Origin of the sequence: Streptomyces sp. SAI-170 (assembly GCF_049739565.1) — a bacterium.
Taxonomy (GTDB): domain Bacteria; phylum Actinomycetota; class Actinomycetes; order Streptomycetales; family Streptomycetaceae; genus Streptomyces.
In genome coordinates this window covers 722865-740874 of record NZ_JBMGQD010000001.1, presented here as the reverse complement: position 1 = coordinate 740874, position 18010 = coordinate 722865, and the positions used below count along the sequence as shown (strand labels likewise).

The window sequence follows — 18010 nt, the reverse complement described above, 5'->3', positions numbered from 1 at the left end:
GATGGACAGCCGAGTTTTGGTATACAAAACTGCCGCCCAGTACTCCGCACCTCCGTCCCCCGGGAGCCGTCATGTGTCTGGCATCCACCCCGCCCCCCTCGAACCGGATCACGCGCCGCGGCGGGCTCGCCGGTGCCGCCGTGCTGGCCGGCACCGCGGGCGTCCTGTCCACGGCCGGGCACGCGGCCGCCGCGCCGCGGGAACCCGCAGCCGCGGGTGACCTGGTCATCGACGGCGGCACCCTGCTCGACCCGGCCACGGGCGAGGTGACCGAGGACGCCGTCGTCGTGATCCGCGCCGGGAAGGTGCACGGCGCCGGACCCCGGGGGAAGATGCGCGTCCCCGCGGACGTCAGCCGGCTCGACGCGCACGGGGGCTGGGTGCTGCCGGGTCTCGTGGACGCCCACATCCACCTCAGCACCGTCGCCGAGGCCCGCCGGGCGCTGGCCGGCGGGGCCACCACCGCGCGCAGCGGCTCCACGACCTTCTACCAGGACATCGCCGTCCGGGAACTGGCCCGCAGACTGCCGGACCAGGCCCCGCGCCTGGTGGCCGCAGGCGTCTTCGTCACCCCGCACCTGGGCGACTCCGTGCTCGCCGACCCCGAACTGGCCCCGCTCGCCGTGCTGCCGGACGGAGTGCGCTCGGCCGAGGCCCTCCGGCACGTCGTGGGCGTCAACCTCGCGCGCGGGGCCGACGTCATCAAGACCCGGGTCAACGAACGCGCCGGACTGCCCGACCAGGACCCGCTGACGCAGGTGTACTCCCACGCCCAGCTCGCGGAGATCGTGGCCGCGGCCCGCCGCGGCGGCAAGGGCGTGCTGTGCCACAGCTACAGCGAGAAGGGCTGCGACGACGCCGTCCGGGCCGGCATCCGCTCCCTGGAGCACGGCGTGTTCGTCGGCGAGCGCACCCTGCACGAGATGCGCCGCAGGCAGACGTGGTTCACCCCGACCCTGACCGCCATCGCCGGGCTGGCCGACGACCCCGACCCGGTCCTCGCCGAACGCGGCCGCACCTACCTGCCGATCCTCAAGCAGGCGGTACGGGCCGCGCACGAGCTCGGTGTGCCGCTCGCCGCGGGCACCGACTCCTCCGGCGGCGAGGTCACCCCCGTCGGCCGTGAGGTCGCGCTCATGCACGCGGCGGGGCTCACGCCCCTGGACGCCATCCGCACCGCCACCACCGGCGCGGCCCGCCTCCTCGGCCTCGCCTCCACCGTCGGCCGGCTGGCCCCCGGACACGCCGGGGACGCCGTCGTCCTGCCCGGCGACCCGCTGGCCGACCTGTCGGTCCTCACCCGCCCCACGCACGTGGTGCGTTCCGGCCGCCTCCGCTGAACAGTCCCGAAGGGAACCCCATGACGCCTCCTCCGCTCTCCCGGCGCACCGTCCTCGCGGGAGCCGCCTCCGTGACGGCCGCCGGCGCGCTGTCCCAGCCCGCAGCGGCGGCCCCTCGAAGGGCTGTCGTCTACCGCGACGTACGGCCCCTCGGCGCCGGCACCCCGGTCGACCTCACCGTCGTCGACGGACGCATCAGCGCCGGCCCCGCCCCCAGGGGCGCGAGGGTCGTCGACGGCGGCGGACGCATCGCCCTGCCGGCGCCCGTCGACGCGCACATCCACCCCGACAAGACCACCTGGGGCGGCCCCTGGGTGTCGCGCAGGCCCGCGAGCACCATCGCCGAGTACGTCGAGCAGGACGTCGAACTCTTCCGCAGCCAGGACCGGTCCGTCGCCGAGCGGGCCTACGGGCTGATGGCGCACGCCGTCACCCGCGGCACCCGGGCCATGCGGGCGCACGCCGACGTCGCCCCGGCCTACGGGCTCGCCGGGGTGGAGGGCGTCGCCGCCGCCCGCGACCGCCTCGCGCACGCGCTGGACGTCCAGATCGTCGCCTTCCCGCAGCACGGCGTCGTCCGCACCCCGGGCACCGCCGACCTGCTCACCCAGGCGGCCCGCAGCGGCGCCGTCGACGCCATCGGCGGCATCGACCCGAGCAGCTTCGACGGCGCCATGGACGAACAGCTCGACCTGGTCTTCGGCCTCGCCGACCGCTACGGCACCGACCTCGACATCCACCTGCACGACTCCGACGCCGGCGGCGTGGCCGTGCTGCGCGCCATCATCGACCGCACCCGGGCGCTGTCCCTGCGCGGCCGGGTCACCGTCAGCCACGTCTTCTGCCTGCCCTTCCTGCCCGACGCCGAACTCGCCGGCATCGCGGGCGACCTGGCCGAACTGGACATCTCCCTGACGACCGTGGCGCCCAGCCGCGACCTCGTCCTGCCCATCGCGAAGCTCCGCGAGCACGGGGTGACGGTCGGCCTCGGCTCCGACGGCGTACGCGACTCCTGGAGCCCGTTCGGCAACGCCGACATGGTGCACCGCGCCCACCTCCTCGGCTGGGTCACCGACGTACGCCTCGACGAGGAGCTGCGCGCCTGCTACGAGGCCGCCGCCCACGGCGGTGCCGACGTCATGGGCCTGCCCCGCGCCGACCTCACCCCGGGCAGCCCCGCGGACTTCGTCCTCGTCCGCGGCGAGTGCCTGCCGCAGGTCCTCGTCGACATGCCGCCCCGCGACCTCGTCGTCCACGCGGGCGAGATCGTGGCGCGGGACGGCCGCCTGCTGTAGCCGCGTTCCCCGGGCGCTAGGGTCGCTGTGCCGCGTGTGACCGCCGCGGCACAGCGGTCCGTACGGGAGAAGGGCGAGCATGACTGCGTCTGGGGACTTCACCCCTGAGTCGGAGCGGGTGACGCGGCAACTGCGCGACGAGATCCTGGACGGAGTACGCCGCCCCGGCAGCCGGCTGGTCGAGCGGGAGGTCGCCGAACACCTGGGGGTCAGCCGCCTCCCGGTCCGCGACGCCCTCAAGGCGCTCGTCGCCGAGGGCCTGGTCACTCCGAGGCCCCGCAGCTGGGCCGTGGTCCGCGAGTTCAGCCCCAGCGACGTCGCCGACCTCGACGAGGTCCGCTCCGCTCTGGAGACCCTCGCCTTCCGGCTCGCCGCCCAGCGGCACACCCGGGCCGGCCTGGAACGGCTGCGGGCCGACCTGGACGCGGAACTGGACGCCGCCCGCGCCGGTGACGCCGTACGCGCCCGGCGCGCCGCCGCCGACTTCCACCAGACCGTCACCTCGCTCGCCGCCAACGAGCTGCTCAACGAAATGGAACGGGTCCTGCGCAGCCGTATGCGCTGGCTCCTCGGCCAGCACGACGACCTGCTCGGCATCGCGCGGGAGCACGAGGCCCTCTACGACGCCATCGCCGCCCGCGACGTCGACCGCGTCGAGTCCCTCGTCCTCGCGCACCTCGCCACCAGCCGCCGCGCGATCACCAGCCGCCGGGACCGGGAAGGGGACTGACGCGTCTCAGGCCCCGCTGTGCAGATACGCCGCCCACACGAACGGCGTTCGCCTCCGGTCGCGGCCCTCGCCCAAGTCGTCCCCGTCCCGCACAGCCCGTACGGCGTGATGGAGCGCGCACGCCGCCCGGCCGGTGTCCAACACGCCCTGGCCCGTACGCAGATGGGTGTAGAACGCGTCGGCGACGGTGACGGCGATCCGGTCGGAGATGCTCCACAGCGTGCCGATCACCCGCGCAAAGCCCGCCAGCTGGAACGCCGAGGTCAGATGGATCGCCTCGTCGACCAGCTCGGCCGCGTCGATGGCGGCGGTCCGGCAGGCCGACAGGAAGGCCAGCTCGGCCTGCTCCAGCCGGACCGGCGCGAGACTGGCGACGGTCAGCGGGTCGGTGTCGTGGTCGTGGAGCAGCAGCATGCTCTGCGACGGGTCGGCGGGATGGCTTCTCCCGTGACAGGAGAAGTGGGCGATCGCGCAGGAGGACAGCGCCGCCAGCACATTCGCCCTTGTCGGCAGGGCAGTCGGCTCGCCGGGGCCGTCGTCCGGGTCGGGCGCGGACAGCAGCACGTTGTCGGGGAGGTGCCGGCGCACCCGTGCCACCTCGGCCGGGACGTCGGGCAGGCGGTGCCCGCCCGGCAGCCCGCGGGTGACGGGCATCGCCACGACAAGCGCGCGCCGCGAGGAACCCGGCGCGGGCGCGTGCCGCCGGGCGTGGCTCAGCGCGCGCACCGTCGGTGTGTAGGAGGAGACGACCCGGTCCAGCACGCTGCCCTGCCGCGGACCCGTGTGACGGCCCGCGGCGTGCAGCGGCAGCAGCCCGAGCAGCCCGCCCGGCGACCACCACACCCGCGGCCACGCGGCATCCTCCGCCGGCTGCCGCAGATACCCCAGCGCCCTCAGCACGGGCTCGGCGGCGACGTCCCACAGCCACTCCAGGGTGCCCACCAGCACGGCCTCGGCCGCATCGCGGCGGGCGAGGTCCTGCCCGGTGACCACGGTGCGCAACGCGCGGTGGAAGGCGTCGACCCGGCGCACGAGCGTGTCGTGCCCGAGTCCCGGCAGGGGCAGGGCGGTGATGCCGGTCCGGGTGAGGAGCAGGGCGTCACTGCGATGGCGGCTGACGTTGAACACCACCACGGGACCGTCCTGCGCCTGGTCCAGCAGCTCGTCGACGGCAGGCGGCAGCCCGAAGCGGCGGAACTCCTCGTCCGCCCGGATCTGCGCGAGTGTCGCGGCGAACTCCTGCGCGAGCCGGTGCCGCTCCTCGGCCGGACCCGGGCCACCGGGCGCGGGCTGGTCGAGGAGATCGCGCAGCCGTGTGAACCGCTCGGCCAGACCCGGGCGCAGACGCCGCAGGTCGGTGAGGTCGTTGCGGGTGTTGAGCGCCTGGCTGAGCAGCACCGCCCGGCCCGACTCCAGCAACTGCAGCGCACGCGCGGCGCGTTCCGCAGCCGTGCCGCCGCTCCGGTCGAGGGCCAGCGCGGCGGCGTCGCCGGCCAGGCCGGGGAACAGGCTCAGGGTGTACTGCTGGTCGCCGCGTTCCAGCCGACGCGGGGCGACCTCCGGGAGCAGCCGTACCGCGGCCTCCAGCAGATCCGCTGCCGACTCCCGGTCCTCTGCCGTGGCCAGCAGGTTGGCCGCGGCCTGGGCCGCGCGGATGCGGACGAAGGGAGGGGCGGCCGGCGTCTCCCATGCGGCGACGTGAGCCGCGACAGCCTGCGCGAGGACGACCGGATCTTCGGTGCGCACGTGGAGGGCGCCGAGAGCCAGCCCGAGGTTGTTCCAGCGCGTCGCTGCGTCGGGATGGTCTGCGGGAACGGTCGCGCGCACCGCCTCCCGGCCGAACCGGACGGCCTCGTCGAGGTCCCCCGGGGCGCCGGTGAGCTCGTGCCGTAGACGCAGGGCCAGCCCCAGATTGTTCAGGCGCGCCGCTATGTCGGGGTGGTCGGTGGAGGCGGTCGCGCATACCGCCTCCCGGCCGTAGTGAATGGCCTCGTCGAGATCGACGGGGTTCCCGGGTCTCCCGGGCCGCTCGAACCGCATCCGCAGCGCGTCGCCCAGGTTGGAGAGCGTCGCCGCGCGGCGGTAGTGGCCGGGCGGAACGAGCCCTACGGCTCGGCGCTGAAGGCGGATGCTCTCCTCCAGGTCGTCGGCATTCCCCGTGCGCTCGTAGCGGTACAGGAACGCGACCCCCTGAATGCCGAGCGTCTGGGCCAGATCGGGATGGCCGACAGGCGTGGCCGCGATCGTCTCGTCACCGATGCGGACGGCCTCGTCCAGGTCCGCGCGGCCACGGGTGTGTTCGAAGCGCGTCAGCAGGGCGATGCTGAGGGAGGAGAGCGTCTGCAGGGCGTCGGTGCCGTCGGCGGGCGCGTCCCCGACGGCGTCGCGCAGGATGTCGACGGCCTCGTCGAGGTCGTGCTGCTCCCCGGTGCGGGCGAACCGCGCCCTGAGCACACCGCCCAGGCACGTCAGCCGCACCGCCCGTTCGGGATGGCCGGCGGCAGTGGCCCTCACCGCCTGCCGAATGAGGTGCGCGGCCTCCTCCAGGTCCTCCGCAGAGCCGGTGTGCTGGTGGCGTGTCAGCAACACCGAGGCCAGATTGCTCTGATCCTGGGCCAGTTCGGGATCGCCGTCCTGCGAAGTGGCCTCGACAACCTGGCGAAGGTGACACACCGCTTCGTCGAGGGCGCTTGCGTCCTCGACGTTCTCGTACAGCAGCTGCAACGCCATGGCCAGGTTGGTGAGTGCCGTCGGTCGGGCCGGGTGACCGACGGTGACGATGCGCACGGCTTCACGCCCGGCGCCGACGGCATCCTCCAGATCGCCGCGCACGCCGAAGCGCTTGAACCGCCGGATCAGAACGGCCACGAGGTTGGACAGGGCCGACGCTCGGTCGGCGTGATCGGCGGGGCAGCACCGAACGGCCGCCTGACCGAGGCGTACGGCCTCGTCCAGGTCGTCCGGGTCGCCGCTGTGCCCGGACCGGCCCGCCAGTGCCGTGCTCAGGCCGGACAGGAGTGCCGCGCGCCGGACGCTGCCGACGGCCGTGACCTCGACGAGCCGGCGCGCGATGCAGACGGCCTCCTCCAGGTCGGACACCTCGCCGGCGCCCTCGAACCGGGTCCACACCGCGTCGAGCACGCTCGTCAGCGTCACGGCCTCGGTGTCGTCCCCGGCCGGGGTGGCGAGGACCGCGGCCAGGCCCGCGCGCACGGCCTCGTCGAGGTCGGCCTCGTCGCCCGTCCGCCGGAAGCGCACCTGCGACGCGTGGTGCAGCACATGCAGTACCGTCGCCCGCTCGGGCTCGTCGTCGGCCATGCACCGCACCGCTTCCGCAGCGGCGCGGACCGCCTCGTCCAGGTCCTCCCGCGCCTCGGTGCGGTCGAACCGCCGCAGCAGCAGCGAGCTCAGTTGCGTCAGGCGCAGTGCGCGCTGCGAGTGGCCCTCCGCGGTGCTGTACGCGATGCGCTGCCACACACCCGTGAACGCCGCCGAGACAGGGTCGAAGCCGGCAGGCCTGTCCCGGAGCCAGTCGGTCGCCGTCCGTGCGGCGGAGTCCACGACGAACGGCAGCAGGGGTGCGGGCACGGAGAAGCGGACGCCGCTCAGGAAACAGGCCGTGAAGAGCGCCACCGCCAGATCCGCGTCCGCCTCGGCCGCCTTGCCGGGCAGCGCGCACATGCGGTACCAGTGCAGCGTGCCGAGCGCCTGATGCACCGCCAGATCGTCGTCGCCCTCCAGATACGCGACGAGCTTGCGCGCCTCATGCAGCGCGCCCGTTTCGATCGCCGCGGACAACTCTCCCTCGGAGCAGCGCAGCAGTCTCCCCTGCACAGTGTCGAGCAAGCGCGTCCGTCTCCCCGGCCCCCTCACGAGCGACGAGCGTAGCCGCGGCAGGAGCCGTACGGGCGGTGGTGCGGGGGAGGCACGCGAGCGCGGGGGGCGCACGGCCGCCCCGCATCTCACGTGAGCGGCGAGGAGAGCGAGAGGACTACATCAAGGAGTGGTGAGAAGGAAGCCCCCTCATGGCCTCGCCGTGGACCCACGCTAACAGTCACGCGGGGATCATGTCCCGCAGGTTTTCCGGGGTCACGACCCGCGAGTCCGGGTGCAGTCCCTCGGGCCGGGTGAGGCCCAGGAAGGTGACCGGACCCTGCGGCACCGTCGTACCGTCCCACAGCGTCACCGAAGACGCCTGCTCGGCCAGCAGATCCACCAGGTGACGCACCGTCAGGCTCTCGTGCTCCATGACGCCCCGCAGCAGCGCGGCCACCGTCACACGGTTGCCCTCCACGCGGTTCGCCGACGGGTGGCCCTTCAGATACACGTGCAGCCACTTCGCCTGCCAGCGGCCGTCCGCGTCGCGGGCGAACACCAGCGGCAGCGCCACCCGGCCGGGCCCGCGCAGCTCCGACTTCAGCCGTACGGTGCGCGGTTCGAAGGGGCGGCCCTGCTGCTCGGCGTCGCGGAGCATGAACCCGAAGAACGACTCCTCGACCTCCTCGAAGTCCTCCCCCGAGTAGACGTTGACCTGGGGCACGATGTACGCGCCGCGCACCGCGCCCAGCCGCAGATCGATGAACTCCGAGGCTCCGTCGGGCGCTTCGGTGATGTCTCCGGAGTGCACCCCCTCGACGGCCGTCAGCGCCGTCCACGACAGCCAGGACATGGCGGTGTGGTCGGCGGAGAGCATGAGCGCCGACAGGTCGTAGTCGGTGGTGCGGCGAGTCTGCTTCCAGTACGCGAAGAACCGCAGCAGCTCGCCCTCGACCCGCGACACCGAGCCGCGCGGCAGCACCCCGAACCCCGAGGCGGCCGCGCGGCCGCTCAGCGGAAGGGCCACGTCCAGCATCTCGGGCTCGACCAGCAGATGGCCGGGATCCGGCAGCCGCCGCGCGGTCTCGGCGTCCAGCGCGGCGACGAGCGCCTCCCGCGCGCTGCCGGGCACGGGCGGACGGCCGTCGACCGCCACCCATGCGCCGCCCGCACGGTTGACGAAGACGCGCCGTCGGGCGGGCGTGGCGGGCCGCTGTGCGTCGCTCGCGGCGGGAGACCGCCGGTCGTTCTCGGCCTCGGCGAGACGCTGACGGCCGCTCTCGGCCTCGGCGAAGCGCCGCTGGTCGTGCTCGGCCTCGGCGGAACGCTGCTGGTCGTTCTCGGTCTCGGCGAAGCGCCGCTGGCCGTTCTCGGCCCCAGCGGAACGCAGCCGCCCACCCTCGGCGGAACGGTTGTGCAGATGCTCGCGCACGGACAGCAGGACCCGGCCGGACACCTGGTCGGCGGTGCGCCACGCCGCGGTGACGACGGCGTTTCTCTGCTGCTCGTCGGACGCCGTGCGCAGCAGTCGGTCCAGGGAGCGGTAGAGCCTGCCCGGCGCGGTCGCCAGCAGCTCCGCCGCCCCGGCCACGTCGCCGTGCGCCAGCAGCTCCTCCACGCGGCTGTCCAGGGACGGCACCCGGCGTTCGCCGCGCGCGACCTCGAACACGGCGGCCGCGTGCGGCCGGCGAGGGTACTCGTGCGGGTGGAGCCGCTCACCGAGCCGCTTCCACCGCTCCCGGTGCGCCGCCACATCGGCGAGCTTGGCGGGGGAGGCCTCCACCACGGCGTCCAGGCCGTCGATCATGGCGCGCCGCGCCCGCCGGGACAGCCGGGCGAACCGCGTCGGCTCCCGCAGCGTCACATCGCCGTCCGACAGCACGCCAGGCGCAGCACGTCCGTCACCGTGTCCAGCAGCAGCGGGCGACCGGCCTCCAGGCGGGCCGCGTTCACGATCGCCCGGTTCTCCCGCACGGGGATCTCCGTCGGCTGCGGCCCCTCGGCGCACGCCCCGGCCAGTGTCCGCAGGTCCCCGATGTGCTCCTCGCCGAGCGGCGTGACACTCCCGGCCAGCGCCAGATACAGCGAGGTCGCCTCGGACTCCAGGGTGCCGCCGAGGTGCAGCACCGTGACCCGGTCGCCCGCGGCGGGGATCAGCTCGGCGTGGGCGGCGAGCATCTCCTCGTACGTGTGCTGGTACCTGCCGTACGACGGCAGCGTCAGCAGGTCGACGACGCCCTCGCTCAGCTGGTCGAGCGTCCCGGCGCGGGAGGCCTCGTCGGCGAGGGCCTCCGCGATGCAGCGCATCCAGAAGTCGTAGGTGTCGGGCACGTTGGCCGGGAACTCACGGAAGTAGGTGTTGTGCCGGACATGGTCACCGACCATCTCCCGCACGGTGTCCAGTGTGCACCGCGCCGTCTCGACGACCGTCGCCTCCGGCAGCCCCGCCAGGTGCTCCAGCAGCTCCGCCGACAGCTTGAACCCGACGGACATCAGCGCGCCGTCCAACTGCCTGGCGACACCAAGACTCCGGCGCGCGGTCACGTCGGCCGGTCCGACGGGGACGCGACGAGTGTGCCGTACGACCAGGGAAGCGAGACGGTGATCCATCCGGCCATGCTGGCAGAGCGGCGATCACGGCCGCACCCGGATATGCGCCCGGATGCCGGTGCTCAGGGGAACGGCTTGATGTCCCCGGCGAACACGATCATCTGGTCGATCAGATGGCGGCGCAGGTGCACCACGTCCGTCCCCGCCAGACGCGGCCCCTCGTTCGGCGTGGTGAACACCCACTGGTACCGGGCCCATTCACTGGGCATGTCCACACCGGAGCAGCGCACCATCGTGCCCGCCCCCGCCGGATGGTGCCTCAGGTCCAGCACGAACCGCTCGACCGCCGCGACACCCTCGCTGCGGCCCAGCGGTCCCCAGAACACCACGTCCGGAGTCAGGGCCTGCGACAGCAGGGACGTCACATAGCTGTCGTCCGAGGCGTTGAACGCCGAGATGAACGTGTCGATCGCCGTCCGGGCGAGTTCTTCCTGCATGCACCAAGTCATACCAGTAGCTCCACACTGGCGAGGAGATCGCGTCCGCCCCGTGATGCCGTGCATGTCGCTCCGGAGGTCCGTGGCGCCTGCGGAAACTCCCCTTGGCCGACCCGAGTTGACGTCGATACGCTGGACGTGAGCCGACACGGGGAGGCGCGGGCGGATGTTCTCACGCGGCGCGGGGCGACGGCACGAAGCGGACGAGCTGCGGGCGAGGTTCGAGGCGAACCGGGACAAAGTGCGGTCCTGGCAGGGGCGTTGGGAGATTCCCGAGGTCGAGTGGTCTCCGGTGGAGGACACGCCGTTCTCCTGGATCGTCCTGCCCCGGCAGCAGCGGCAGTGGCTGCGGGACCACGCGCCCCACCTGAAGAGGTACGAGTGGATCGTCGAGGCCCGGCCCGTGGCGGAGGGCATCGGTGAGGTGTGGGGGCACTGGGAGTTCTCCGAGGGGCATCGGTTCGAGCGGCTCACCCTCCACTTCCGCAGCGTCCTCGACCCGGACTACCTCGCCGAGAAGCTGGCGCTGGGCATCGGCGCGGCCGAGCTGAAGGGCTGGCGGGACGAGGACCTCCAGGGCGTCTACGAATGGCTCGGCCAGGGCCTCACCGACGTGGCCGGCTCCGGCGGAATCCGGGGGCAGCACCGCGCCGGGTTCCTGCTGAACGCGATGACCTGCTTCGCGATCAGCCGCACCGAGGTCGTCACCGAGGTCCGTACCACGCTCACCGACACCTCCATGGACGGCACACCCCTCAAGGCGGACGGCAGCTTCTAGCTTCGCGGCGCGGGTCCGGTCACGAATGGAGAAGCCCCGCGGGCGAGCCGCGTCTAGGGTGACGTCGTACGAACGCGCGACGGCACCGACGGCACATGGAGACAGGATGAGCAGGGCCACCAGGACGACGGACAAGCAGTCGGCGGCGCCGCACCTCGCCGACAGCCACGAGCTGATCCGGGTCATCGGCGCACGCGAGAACAACCTCAAGGACGTCAGCGTCGAGATCCCCAAGCGACGGCTGACCGTGTTCACCGGCGTGTCCGGCTCGGGCAAGAGCTCCCTGGTGTTCGACACGATCGCGGCCGAGTCGCAGCGGCTGATCAACGAGACGTACAGCGCCTTCGTGCAGGGCTTCATGCCCTCGCTGTCGCGGCCGGAGGTCGACGTCCTCGACGGCCTGACCACGGCGATCATCGTCGACCAGAAGCGGATGGGCGCCGACCCCCGCTCCACCGTCGGCACCGCCACCGACGCCAACGCGATGCTGCGCATCCTCTTCAGCCGCCTCGGCGACCCGCACATCGGCCCGCCGAGCGCGTACGCCTTCAATGTGCCGTCGGTCCGCGGCAGCGGTGCGATCGCCGTCGGCGACAAGAAGGCCGTCAAGGCGACCTACAGCCGCACCGGCGGCATGTGCCCGCGCTGCGAGGGCCGCGGCACGGTCTCCGACATCGACCTCACCCAGCTGTACGACGACTCCAAGTCGCTCAACGAGGGCGCCCTGACCATCCCCGGCTACACCATGGACGGCTGGTACGGCCGGATCTACCGGGGCTGCGGCTTCTTCGACCCGGACAAGCCGATCCGCAAGTACACCAAGAAGGAGCTGCACGACCTCCTCCACAAGGAGCCGACCAAGATCAAGGTCGAGGGCATCAACCTGACGTACGAAGGGCTGATCCCGAAGATCCAGAAGTCGATGCTGTCCAAGGACATCGACGCGCTCCAGCCGCACGTCCGTGCCTTCGTCGAGCGCGCGACGACCTTCCAGACCTGCCCCGAGTGCGACGGCACGCGTCTCGCCGAGGGCGCCCGGGTCTCCAAGATCAAGGGCGTCTCCATCGCCGACGCGTGCGCGATGCAGATCAGCGACCTCGCCGAATGGGTCGCGGGGATCGAGGAGCCCTCCGTGGCGCCGCTGCTCCAGTCGCTGCGGCACACTCTGGAGTCGTTCACGGAGATCGGCCTCGGCTACCTCTCCCTCGACCGCCCGGCCGGCACGCTGTCCGGCGGCGAGGCGCAGCGCGTGAAGATGATCCGCCACCTCGGCTCCTCCCTCACCGACGTGACGTATGTCTTCGACGAGCCCACCACCGGCCTGCACCCGCACGACATCCAGCGGATGAACGACCTGCTGCTGCGCCTGCGCGACAAGGGCAACACCGTCCTCGTCGTGGAGCACAAGCCGCAGACGATCGCCATCGCCGACCACGTCGTCGACCTCGGCCCCGGCGCCGGTACAGGCGGCGGCACCGTCTGCTACGAGGGCACGGTCGAGGGCCTGCGGGCCGGCGACACGGTCACCGGACGCCACCTCGACGACCGGGCCGCGCTGAAGGAGTCGGTGCGCAGGCCGACCGGCAAGCTCCCGATCCGCGGGGCGAACGCGCACAACCTCCAGGACGTCGACGTCGACATCCCCCTCGGTGTGCTGACGGTCGTCACCGGCGTGGCCGGCTCCGGCAAGAGCTCGCTGGTGCACGGCTCGATCCCCGCCGAGGAGGGCGTCGTCTCGGTCGACCAGGGCCCCATCCGCGGCTCCCGGCGCAGCAACCCCGCCACGTACACCGGGCTCCTGGAGCCGATCCGCAAGGCCTTCGCCAAGGCCAACGGCGTCAAGCCCGCCCTGTTCAGCGCCAACTCCGAGGGCGCCTGCCCCACCTGCAACGGCGCCGGGGTCATCTACACCGACCTGGCGATGATGGCCGAGGTGTCCACGGTCTGCGAGGACTGCGAGGGCAAGCGCTACGACGCCTCCGTCCTGGAGTACCACCTCGGGGGCCGCGACATCAGCGAGGTACTCGCGATGCCGGTGACCGAGGCGGAGGAGTTCTTCGCCGAGGGCGAGGCCCGCCTCCCGGCCGCGCACAAGATCCTCCAGCGGCTCGCGGACGTCGGCCTCGGCTACCTCACGCTCGGCCAGCCGCTCACCACCCTCTCCGGCGGCGAGCGCCAGCGGCTCAAGCTCGCCACCCACATGGCCGACAAGGGCGGCGTGTACGTCCTAGACGAGCCGACCACCGGCCTCCACCTGGCCGATGTCGCCCAACTCCTGGGCCTGCTCGACCGGTTGGTCGACTCCGGCAAGTCGGTCGTCGTCATCGAGCACCACCCGGCGGTCATGGCGCACGCCGACTGGATCATCGACCTCGGCCCCGGCGCCGGTCACGACGGCGGCCGCGTCGTCTTCGAGGGCACGCCCGCCGACCTGGCCGCCGCGCGCTCCACCCTCACCGGCGAGCACCTCGCGGAGTACGTCGGCGCCTGAACGGACCTTGAGTGAAAGGCCCGTGCGGCACGGCGTCAGGTCCGTGCCGCACGGGCGGCTCAGCCCTCCCGCCGACCGGTCTCGGTGATGCGGGAGATCGCCTCCAGGGTCAGCGCCCGCCCGTGCGGCTCCTGCGCCAGAGCCCGATGGAGCGTCAGGCCCTCGATGAGCGCGTCGAGTTGACGCGCGGTGTCGGGATCGAAGTGCTTCTCCAGATGGACCCGGCTGCGCCGCATCCACTCATGGGTCAGCTCCCGGTACTCCGGCCGGCGCGCGGCGAGCGTGTACAGCTCCTGGGTGAGCACGAGGTCGCGCCGGCTGCCCTCGGACAGCACGTGCACCAGATCCGCCACCGCCTCCCGGGCCTCCTCGCGGCCGGCCGGCACGGACAGATGGGCGTCGAAGACCGCGACGAAGTGCTCGACGAACCGTCCGAACGCTTCCCGCAGCAGCTCGTCCATCCCGCTGAAGTGGTACGTCATCGACCCCAGCGGCACGCCCGCGCGCCCGGCGATCTTGCGGTGCGACACGCCCGCGACGCCCTCCTCGGCGATCAGGTCCAGGGTCGCGTCGAGGATGCGCTCGCGGCGCTGCGGGTCGGTGTGTCCGGTGGCCATGGCGTCAGAGCTCGCGCACCACGCGGGCGGGGTTGCCGACGGCCACGACGTTCGCGGGCACGTCCTTGGTGACGACCGAGCCCGCGCCGATCACCGAGTTGTCCCCGATGCTCACGCCGGGCAGCACGATCACACCGCCGCCGAGCCACACGTTGTCCCCGATGGTGATCGGCCGCGCCGCCTCCAGCTTGTCGCGCCGCGGCTGCGGCTCCAGCGGGTGGGTCGGGGTGAGCAGCTGGACGTTGGGCCCGATCTGGCAGTCCTCGCCGATCGTGACGGCCGCGACGTCCAGCGCGGTCAGGTTGTAGTTCACGAACGTGCGCGCGCCGATGCGGATGTTGCTGCCGTAGTCGACGTACAGCGGCGGCCGCACATGCGCCTCTTCGCCCAGCGCCCCGAGAAGCTCGGCGAGCACCTCCCGCGCCGCCTCGGCGTCCTCCGCGTAGGCCGCCTGATACCGCGCGGCCAGCCGCACGGCCTCCTGCTGCCACCGCGCGATCTCCGGGTCGTCGGCGATGTAGAGATCGCCCGCCATCATGCGCTCGAGGTGCGTGCGCGGGTCGCCCGCGAAGTGGTCGGTCACCATGCGTACGATCGTACACTCCAAAGCGTACGAACGTACACTCGGTGCCGCCGCGTCCGGCCCGGGGCGATGGCCGTTCGATCGCGGCTGCGGACCGTCTGCGGTCGCTCGCGCAGTTCCCCGCGCCCCTGAAACCCCGCAGTGGTGGTGCCGCTCGGCCCCGGCTCACGGCCGCCGGCGGGCGAGGAACGTGGCGATCGTCGTCCTCCTGCCCTCCTGCGGCTCCTGCGTCAGCCGTGCCGTGAGGTCGAAGCCGGCCTCGTCGAGCAGGGCGGCGAGCCGGTCCGGGGGCAGCAGATGGGACTCGTAGGACACCGGGAGCCCGCCGTAGGCGTACGTCGGGCGACGTCGCTCGCCGTCGCCCGCGTGTCCGGCGAGCATCAGACGGCCGCCGGGCAACAGGGTGCGCCGGAACTCGGCGAACACGCGCGGCAGCACCTCGGGCGGCGTGTGATGGGTGGAGTAGTACGCGAGGAGACCGCCGAGCGAGCCGTCCGCCAGGTCCAGCGCGGTCATGGACCCCACCTCGAACCGCAGGCCCGGATGGGCGGCTCGCGCCAGCTCGATCATCCTCGGCGACACGTCCACCCCGAACACGGCCAGGCCGAGCGCGGCCAGATGCGCCGTGACCTTTCCCGGCCCGCACCCCACGTCCGCGACCGGCCCGAGCACGTCGGCCCGTACGGACTCCGCGAAGGCGGCCAGCATTCCCCGCGACAACGGGTCCAGTTCGGCAGGGGACTTGACGAGTGCGGCGTAGGCGGCGGCGACGGTGTCGTACGACTCCCGGACCGCGGCCACGTACGCGGGTTCGGTGCTCATCCCCTCAGCCTTCCAGGCCGTCGGCGAGGGTGGCCGCCTTCCGTACGACTCAAGGACTCAAGGACTCAAGGGCTCAGGGGCTCAGGGGCTCAAGGGCTCAACGGTCCGCTACTTGGGCCTGGGGCCGACGTCTTCGGCCTGTCCTGACGGCCCCTCAGGGGGCGCGCGTGGTTCTTGCCGTGCCTCCGTGGGCGCCTGCGGTGCGCCGGTTCACCCCGTGGGGGGAGGGTGCGCACCGGCCGGGGTGGGCAGGCATGAGCGCCGTGGAGCAAATCGATTCTGCAGCGATTCGCAGAGCCTACGGAGCGATCCTGGACGGGCTGCCCGACCAGGCGGCGGCCGAGGCCCTCGGTGGCCGGCTCGCCGGTGACGTCCGGGCTCTGCTCCCCACGGTCGCCGCGCAGGCGTCCCGTATGGAGGGGGAGTGGCGTTGTGCCGCGATACACGTCCTGGCCCACGCCGCCCACCTCGTCGGCCAGGCCCCGCACGGCACCCCGGCCCGTCCGGCGTACTCCCCGCAGGACATGGCGGAGGCCGCCCGGGCGCTGCTGGCGCTGCTCGACGAAGGGGGGCGGGCTTAGTGGCGAAACGTTCAGCCAGGGGAAGGCGTGAGAGACAGGGATGACGTCGTCAGGAGCCGGCCACCCGGACGGGCGGACCCCGCACGGGCACGCGCCTCAGGACACGGGCACACCTATCTACGAGGAGCTCGTGAGGCAGTGGCGCGCGGCGGGGCGTGAAGTACCCGAGGCGCACAAGGAGTTGACGGCACGAAGACCGGCGGAACCCCAGGACTACTTCGGCCGCGGCTGAAGCGGCTCAGCCGGCCGGGTCCGCCCGGAACGCGGTTGTCCGCCCGCCCGCCACCGCACTACGGTGCCGCGCGTGGACCTCTTCTCACCCGCCTGGACCGCCCTGCTCACGGCCGTCGCCGACACCCCGGACGAGGACTTCGAGCGGCCCTCCGGCTGCGCCGGGTGGCTCGTACGGGACCTGGTGTGCCACCTCGTCATCGACGCCCAGGACGTCCTGATCACCCTTGCCACGCCCGCCGACACCGAGCCGACCGTGGACGCCGTCACCTACTGGGAGCTCGTCGAGCCGCCGACCGGCGAGGACCCGCTCGACGGGCTGATCCCCCGGCTGGCGGCCGCGTACGGCGAACCAGGACTGCTGAAGTTCCATCTCGACGACGTCGGCTCCGCCGCGGGCCGCGCCGCCGCGCTCGCCGACCCGGCCCTGCGGGTGGGCACCAAGGGCGAGGTGCTGACGGTCGGGGACTACCTCTCGGCGTATGTGCTGGAGTGGACCCTGCACCACCTGGACCTGATCGCGTACCGGCCGTCGGCCGCGGAACCGCCCGGTGAGACCCTCGCCGCGGCCCGTGCGGCCCTGGAGAAGATCGCCGGGGCCCCGTTCCCCGCCTCCTTCTCCGACACGGACGCCCTGCGCGTCGGCACGGGGCGCCGGACGCCGACCGACGCGGAGCGGGCGGCCCTGGGCGACCTCGCCGCGCGACTGCCGCTCGTGCTCGGCTGAACCGGCGTTCCCCCCGGACAGGGGCGCGGACGGGGCCCGGACGGCAGTGCCCGGGCCCCTGTCCTGTCCTGAACGGCGGCGGCTCGTACGGTCCGCAGGCGCCGTCAGACGGTTCGTACGGCTCGTACGGTCCTAGGCGCCGTCAGGCGGCTCGTACGGCTCGTACGGCTCGTACGAGTCAGAGCGGCGTCGGGCCCCCCGTCTCGCCCGGCCGGATGCGTCCGCGCCAGGCCCCGCTCTCGCCGCCGCGCTTCTCGATGTACTCCTTGAACCGCTTCATGTCCCCCTTCACCCGCCGGTCGATCGTGCCGAGCACATCGCCGACCTTCTCGGCGGCGCCGCTGGGCTCCACGTCCATCACCAGCTCCACCCGGGTGTGCGTGTCGTCCACGCGCTCGAAGCGGACGGAGCCCTTCTGGCTGGTGTCGCCCGAAGTGGTGCGCCAGGTGATGCGCTCGTCGGGCAGCTGGTCGACGATCTCGGTGTCGAACTCCCGCTGGACCCCGGCGATCTTGGTGGTCCAGTGATTGTGGCGGTCGTCCAGCTGAGTGACCTGCTCGACGCCCTCCATGAAGTTCGGGAAGTCCTCGAACTGCGTCCACTGGTTGTACGCGGTGTGCAGCGGAACGCCGACCTCCACCGTCTCCTTGACCGTGCTCATCGTGTCTACCTCCGTATACGTGCCTCGGTCGGCGGCGGCTCGTCGGCCACCGCGCAGGTCAGGGCTCGTCGCGCCGGGTACCCGTGATGGGCGGGTATCCACATGGGGCCACGCATCGGATGGGGTGGGGCCACGCATCGGATGCGGGTCGCGCGGACGGGACGTGGGTTCGAGGGTTCGTCGGACAGTGTGATCAAGTGATGCTCGGCGCCACCTGTCGCGCCGACGCGGCGTTGGGGATGCCGTGGCGCACCCACAGCCCCCACGGGGTCTGCGGGCGTGGCCGCCCCC

General features: G+C 72.8%; 13 protein-coding genes and 1 pseudogene. 7 read left to right on the top strand and 7 right to left on the bottom strand.

The genetic code is table 11. The features are described 5' to 3' along the window. Nucleotides 1-71 precede the first annotated feature (71 nt). The 3 genes from RKD23_RS03335 (at nucleotide 72) to RKD23_RS03325 (ending at nucleotide 3365) form a co-directional block, all read left to right on the top strand. Entirely contained in the window at nucleotides 72-1340 is a 1269-nt protein-coding gene (locus RKD23_RS03335; RefSeq protein WP_424852210.1) for an amidohydrolase family protein, read from the top strand. 20 nt (nucleotides 1341-1360) lie between these two features. Further along, on the top strand, nucleotides 1361-2635 hold the full coding sequence (locus RKD23_RS03330) for an amidohydrolase (RefSeq protein ID WP_424852209.1): 1275 nt from the start codon (nucleotides 1361-1363) through the stop codon (nucleotides 2633-2635). A gap of 79 nt (nucleotides 2636-2714) precedes the next feature. After that, entirely contained in the window at nucleotides 2715-3365 is a 651-nt protein-coding gene (locus RKD23_RS03325; protein ID WP_424852208.1) for a GntR family transcriptional regulator, read from the top strand. Nucleotides 3366-3371: 6 nt separating this feature from the next. On the opposite strand, the gene RKD23_RS03320 is transcribed toward RKD23_RS03325, so the two are convergent. From RKD23_RS03320 to RKD23_RS03310, 3 genes and pseudogenes are all read right to left on the bottom strand, one after another. Further along, nucleotides 3372-7211 (bottom strand): CHAT domain-containing protein, encoded by a 3840-nt coding sequence (locus RKD23_RS03320; RefSeq protein ID WP_424852207.1) that lies wholly within the window; start codon nucleotides 7209-7211, stop codon nucleotides 3372-3374. 208 nt (nucleotides 7212-7419) lie between these two features. Next, a pseudogene (locus RKD23_RS03315) lies at nucleotides 7420-9791 on the bottom strand (hypothetical protein). 62 nt (nucleotides 9792-9853) lie between these two features. Continuing rightward, nucleotides 9854-10228, bottom strand: a complete 375-nt coding sequence (locus RKD23_RS03310) for a nuclear transport factor 2 family protein (protein WP_424852206.1) — start codon at nucleotides 10226-10228, stop codon at nucleotides 9854-9856. A gap of 166 nt (nucleotides 10229-10394) precedes the next feature. On the opposite strand from RKD23_RS03310, the gene RKD23_RS03305 reads away from it, so the two are divergent. After that, nucleotides 10395-11006 carry a hypothetical protein gene (locus RKD23_RS03305; RefSeq protein WP_424852205.1) on the top strand — a complete coding sequence of 204 codons (612 nt, stop codon included), beginning with the start codon at nucleotides 10395-10397 and terminating at the stop codon, nucleotides 11004-11006. A 106-nt stretch (nucleotides 11007-11112) separates the two neighbouring features. Beyond that, a complete protein-coding gene (locus RKD23_RS03300) occupies nucleotides 11113-13497 on the top strand; it encodes an ATP-binding cassette domain-containing protein (RefSeq protein WP_424852204.1) in 2385 nt (794 codons plus the stop codon). A 59-nt stretch (nucleotides 13498-13556) separates the two neighbouring features. Here RKD23_RS03300 and RKD23_RS03295 read toward each other — a convergent pair whose 3' ends face one another. The 3 genes from RKD23_RS03295 to RKD23_RS03285 all read right to left on the bottom strand — a co-directional run bounded on the left by RKD23_RS03295 (nucleotide 13557) and on the right by RKD23_RS03285 (nucleotide 15519). Next, the gene (locus RKD23_RS03295) at nucleotides 13557-14114 is read right to left on the bottom strand and encodes a TetR/AcrR family transcriptional regulator (protein ID WP_424852203.1); all 558 of its coding nucleotides are present in this window, start codon (nucleotides 14112-14114) and stop codon (nucleotides 13557-13559) included. Nucleotides 14115-14118: 4 nt separating this feature from the next. Next, on the bottom strand, nucleotides 14119-14700 hold the full coding sequence (locus RKD23_RS03290) for a sugar O-acetyltransferase (RefSeq protein WP_424852202.1): 582 nt from the start codon (nucleotides 14698-14700) through the stop codon (nucleotides 14119-14121). A 162-nt stretch (nucleotides 14701-14862) separates the two neighbouring features. Beyond that, entirely contained in the window at nucleotides 14863-15519 is a 657-nt protein-coding gene (locus RKD23_RS03285; protein ID WP_424852201.1) for a class I SAM-dependent methyltransferase, read from the bottom strand. 254 nt (nucleotides 15520-15773) lie between these two features. Between RKD23_RS03285 and RKD23_RS03280 the strand changes: the two genes are divergently transcribed. After that, nucleotides 15774-16100, top strand: coding sequence for a DUF6415 family natural product biosynthesis protein (locus tag RKD23_RS03280; RefSeq protein ID WP_424852200.1), 327 nt, complete (start codon nucleotides 15774-15776; stop codon nucleotides 16098-16100). 304 nt (nucleotides 16101-16404) lie between these two features. Beyond that, complete coding sequence (locus RKD23_RS03275) at nucleotides 16405-17058, top strand: maleylpyruvate isomerase N-terminal domain-containing protein (RefSeq protein WP_424852199.1); 654 nt, start codon at nucleotides 16405-16407, stop codon at nucleotides 17056-17058. Between the two features lie 178 nt (nucleotides 17059-17236). On the opposite strand, the gene RKD23_RS03270 is transcribed toward RKD23_RS03275, so the two are convergent. Next, entirely contained in the window at nucleotides 17237-17719 is a 483-nt protein-coding gene (locus RKD23_RS03270; RefSeq protein WP_424852198.1) for an SRPBCC family protein, read from the bottom strand. Between the last annotated feature and the right edge of the window lie 291 nt (nucleotides 17720-18010).

Coding starts and splice junctions, on each gene's coding strand:
- RKD23_RS03335 (WP_424852210.1), top strand. CDS start 72: ATGTGTCTGGCATCCACCCCGCCCCCCTCGAACCGGATCACGCGCCGC.
- RKD23_RS03330 (WP_424852209.1), top strand. CDS start 1,361: ATGACGCCTCCTCCGCTCTCCCGGCGCACCGTCCTCGCGGGAGCCGCC.
- RKD23_RS03325 (WP_424852208.1), top strand. CDS start 2,715: ATGACTGCGTCTGGGGACTTCACCCCTGAGTCGGAGCGGGTGACGCGG.
- RKD23_RS03310 (WP_424852206.1), bottom strand. CDS start 10,228: ATGCAGGAAGAACTCGCCCGGACGGCGATCGACACGTTCATCTCGGCG.
- RKD23_RS03305 (WP_424852205.1), top strand. CDS start 10,395: ATGTTCTCACGCGGCGCGGGGCGACGGCACGAAGCGGACGAGCTGCGG.
- RKD23_RS03300 (WP_424852204.1), top strand. CDS start 11,113: ATGAGCAGGGCCACCAGGACGACGGACAAGCAGTCGGCGGCGCCGCAC.
- RKD23_RS03295 (WP_424852203.1), bottom strand. CDS start 14,114: ATGGCCACCGGACACACCGACCCGCAGCGCCGCGAGCGCATCCTCGAC.
- RKD23_RS03290 (WP_424852202.1), bottom strand. CDS start 14,700: ATGGTGACCGACCACTTCGCGGGCGACCCGCGCACGCACCTCGAGCGC.
- RKD23_RS03285 (WP_424852201.1), bottom strand. CDS start 15,519: ATGAGCACCGAACCCGCGTACGTGGCCGCGGTCCGGGAGTCGTACGAC.
- RKD23_RS03280 (WP_424852200.1), top strand. CDS start 15,774: ATGAGCGCCGTGGAGCAAATCGATTCTGCAGCGATTCGCAGAGCCTAC.
- RKD23_RS03270 (WP_424852198.1), bottom strand. CDS start 17,719: ATGAGCACGGTCAAGGAGACGGTGGAGGTCGGCGTTCCGCTGCACACC.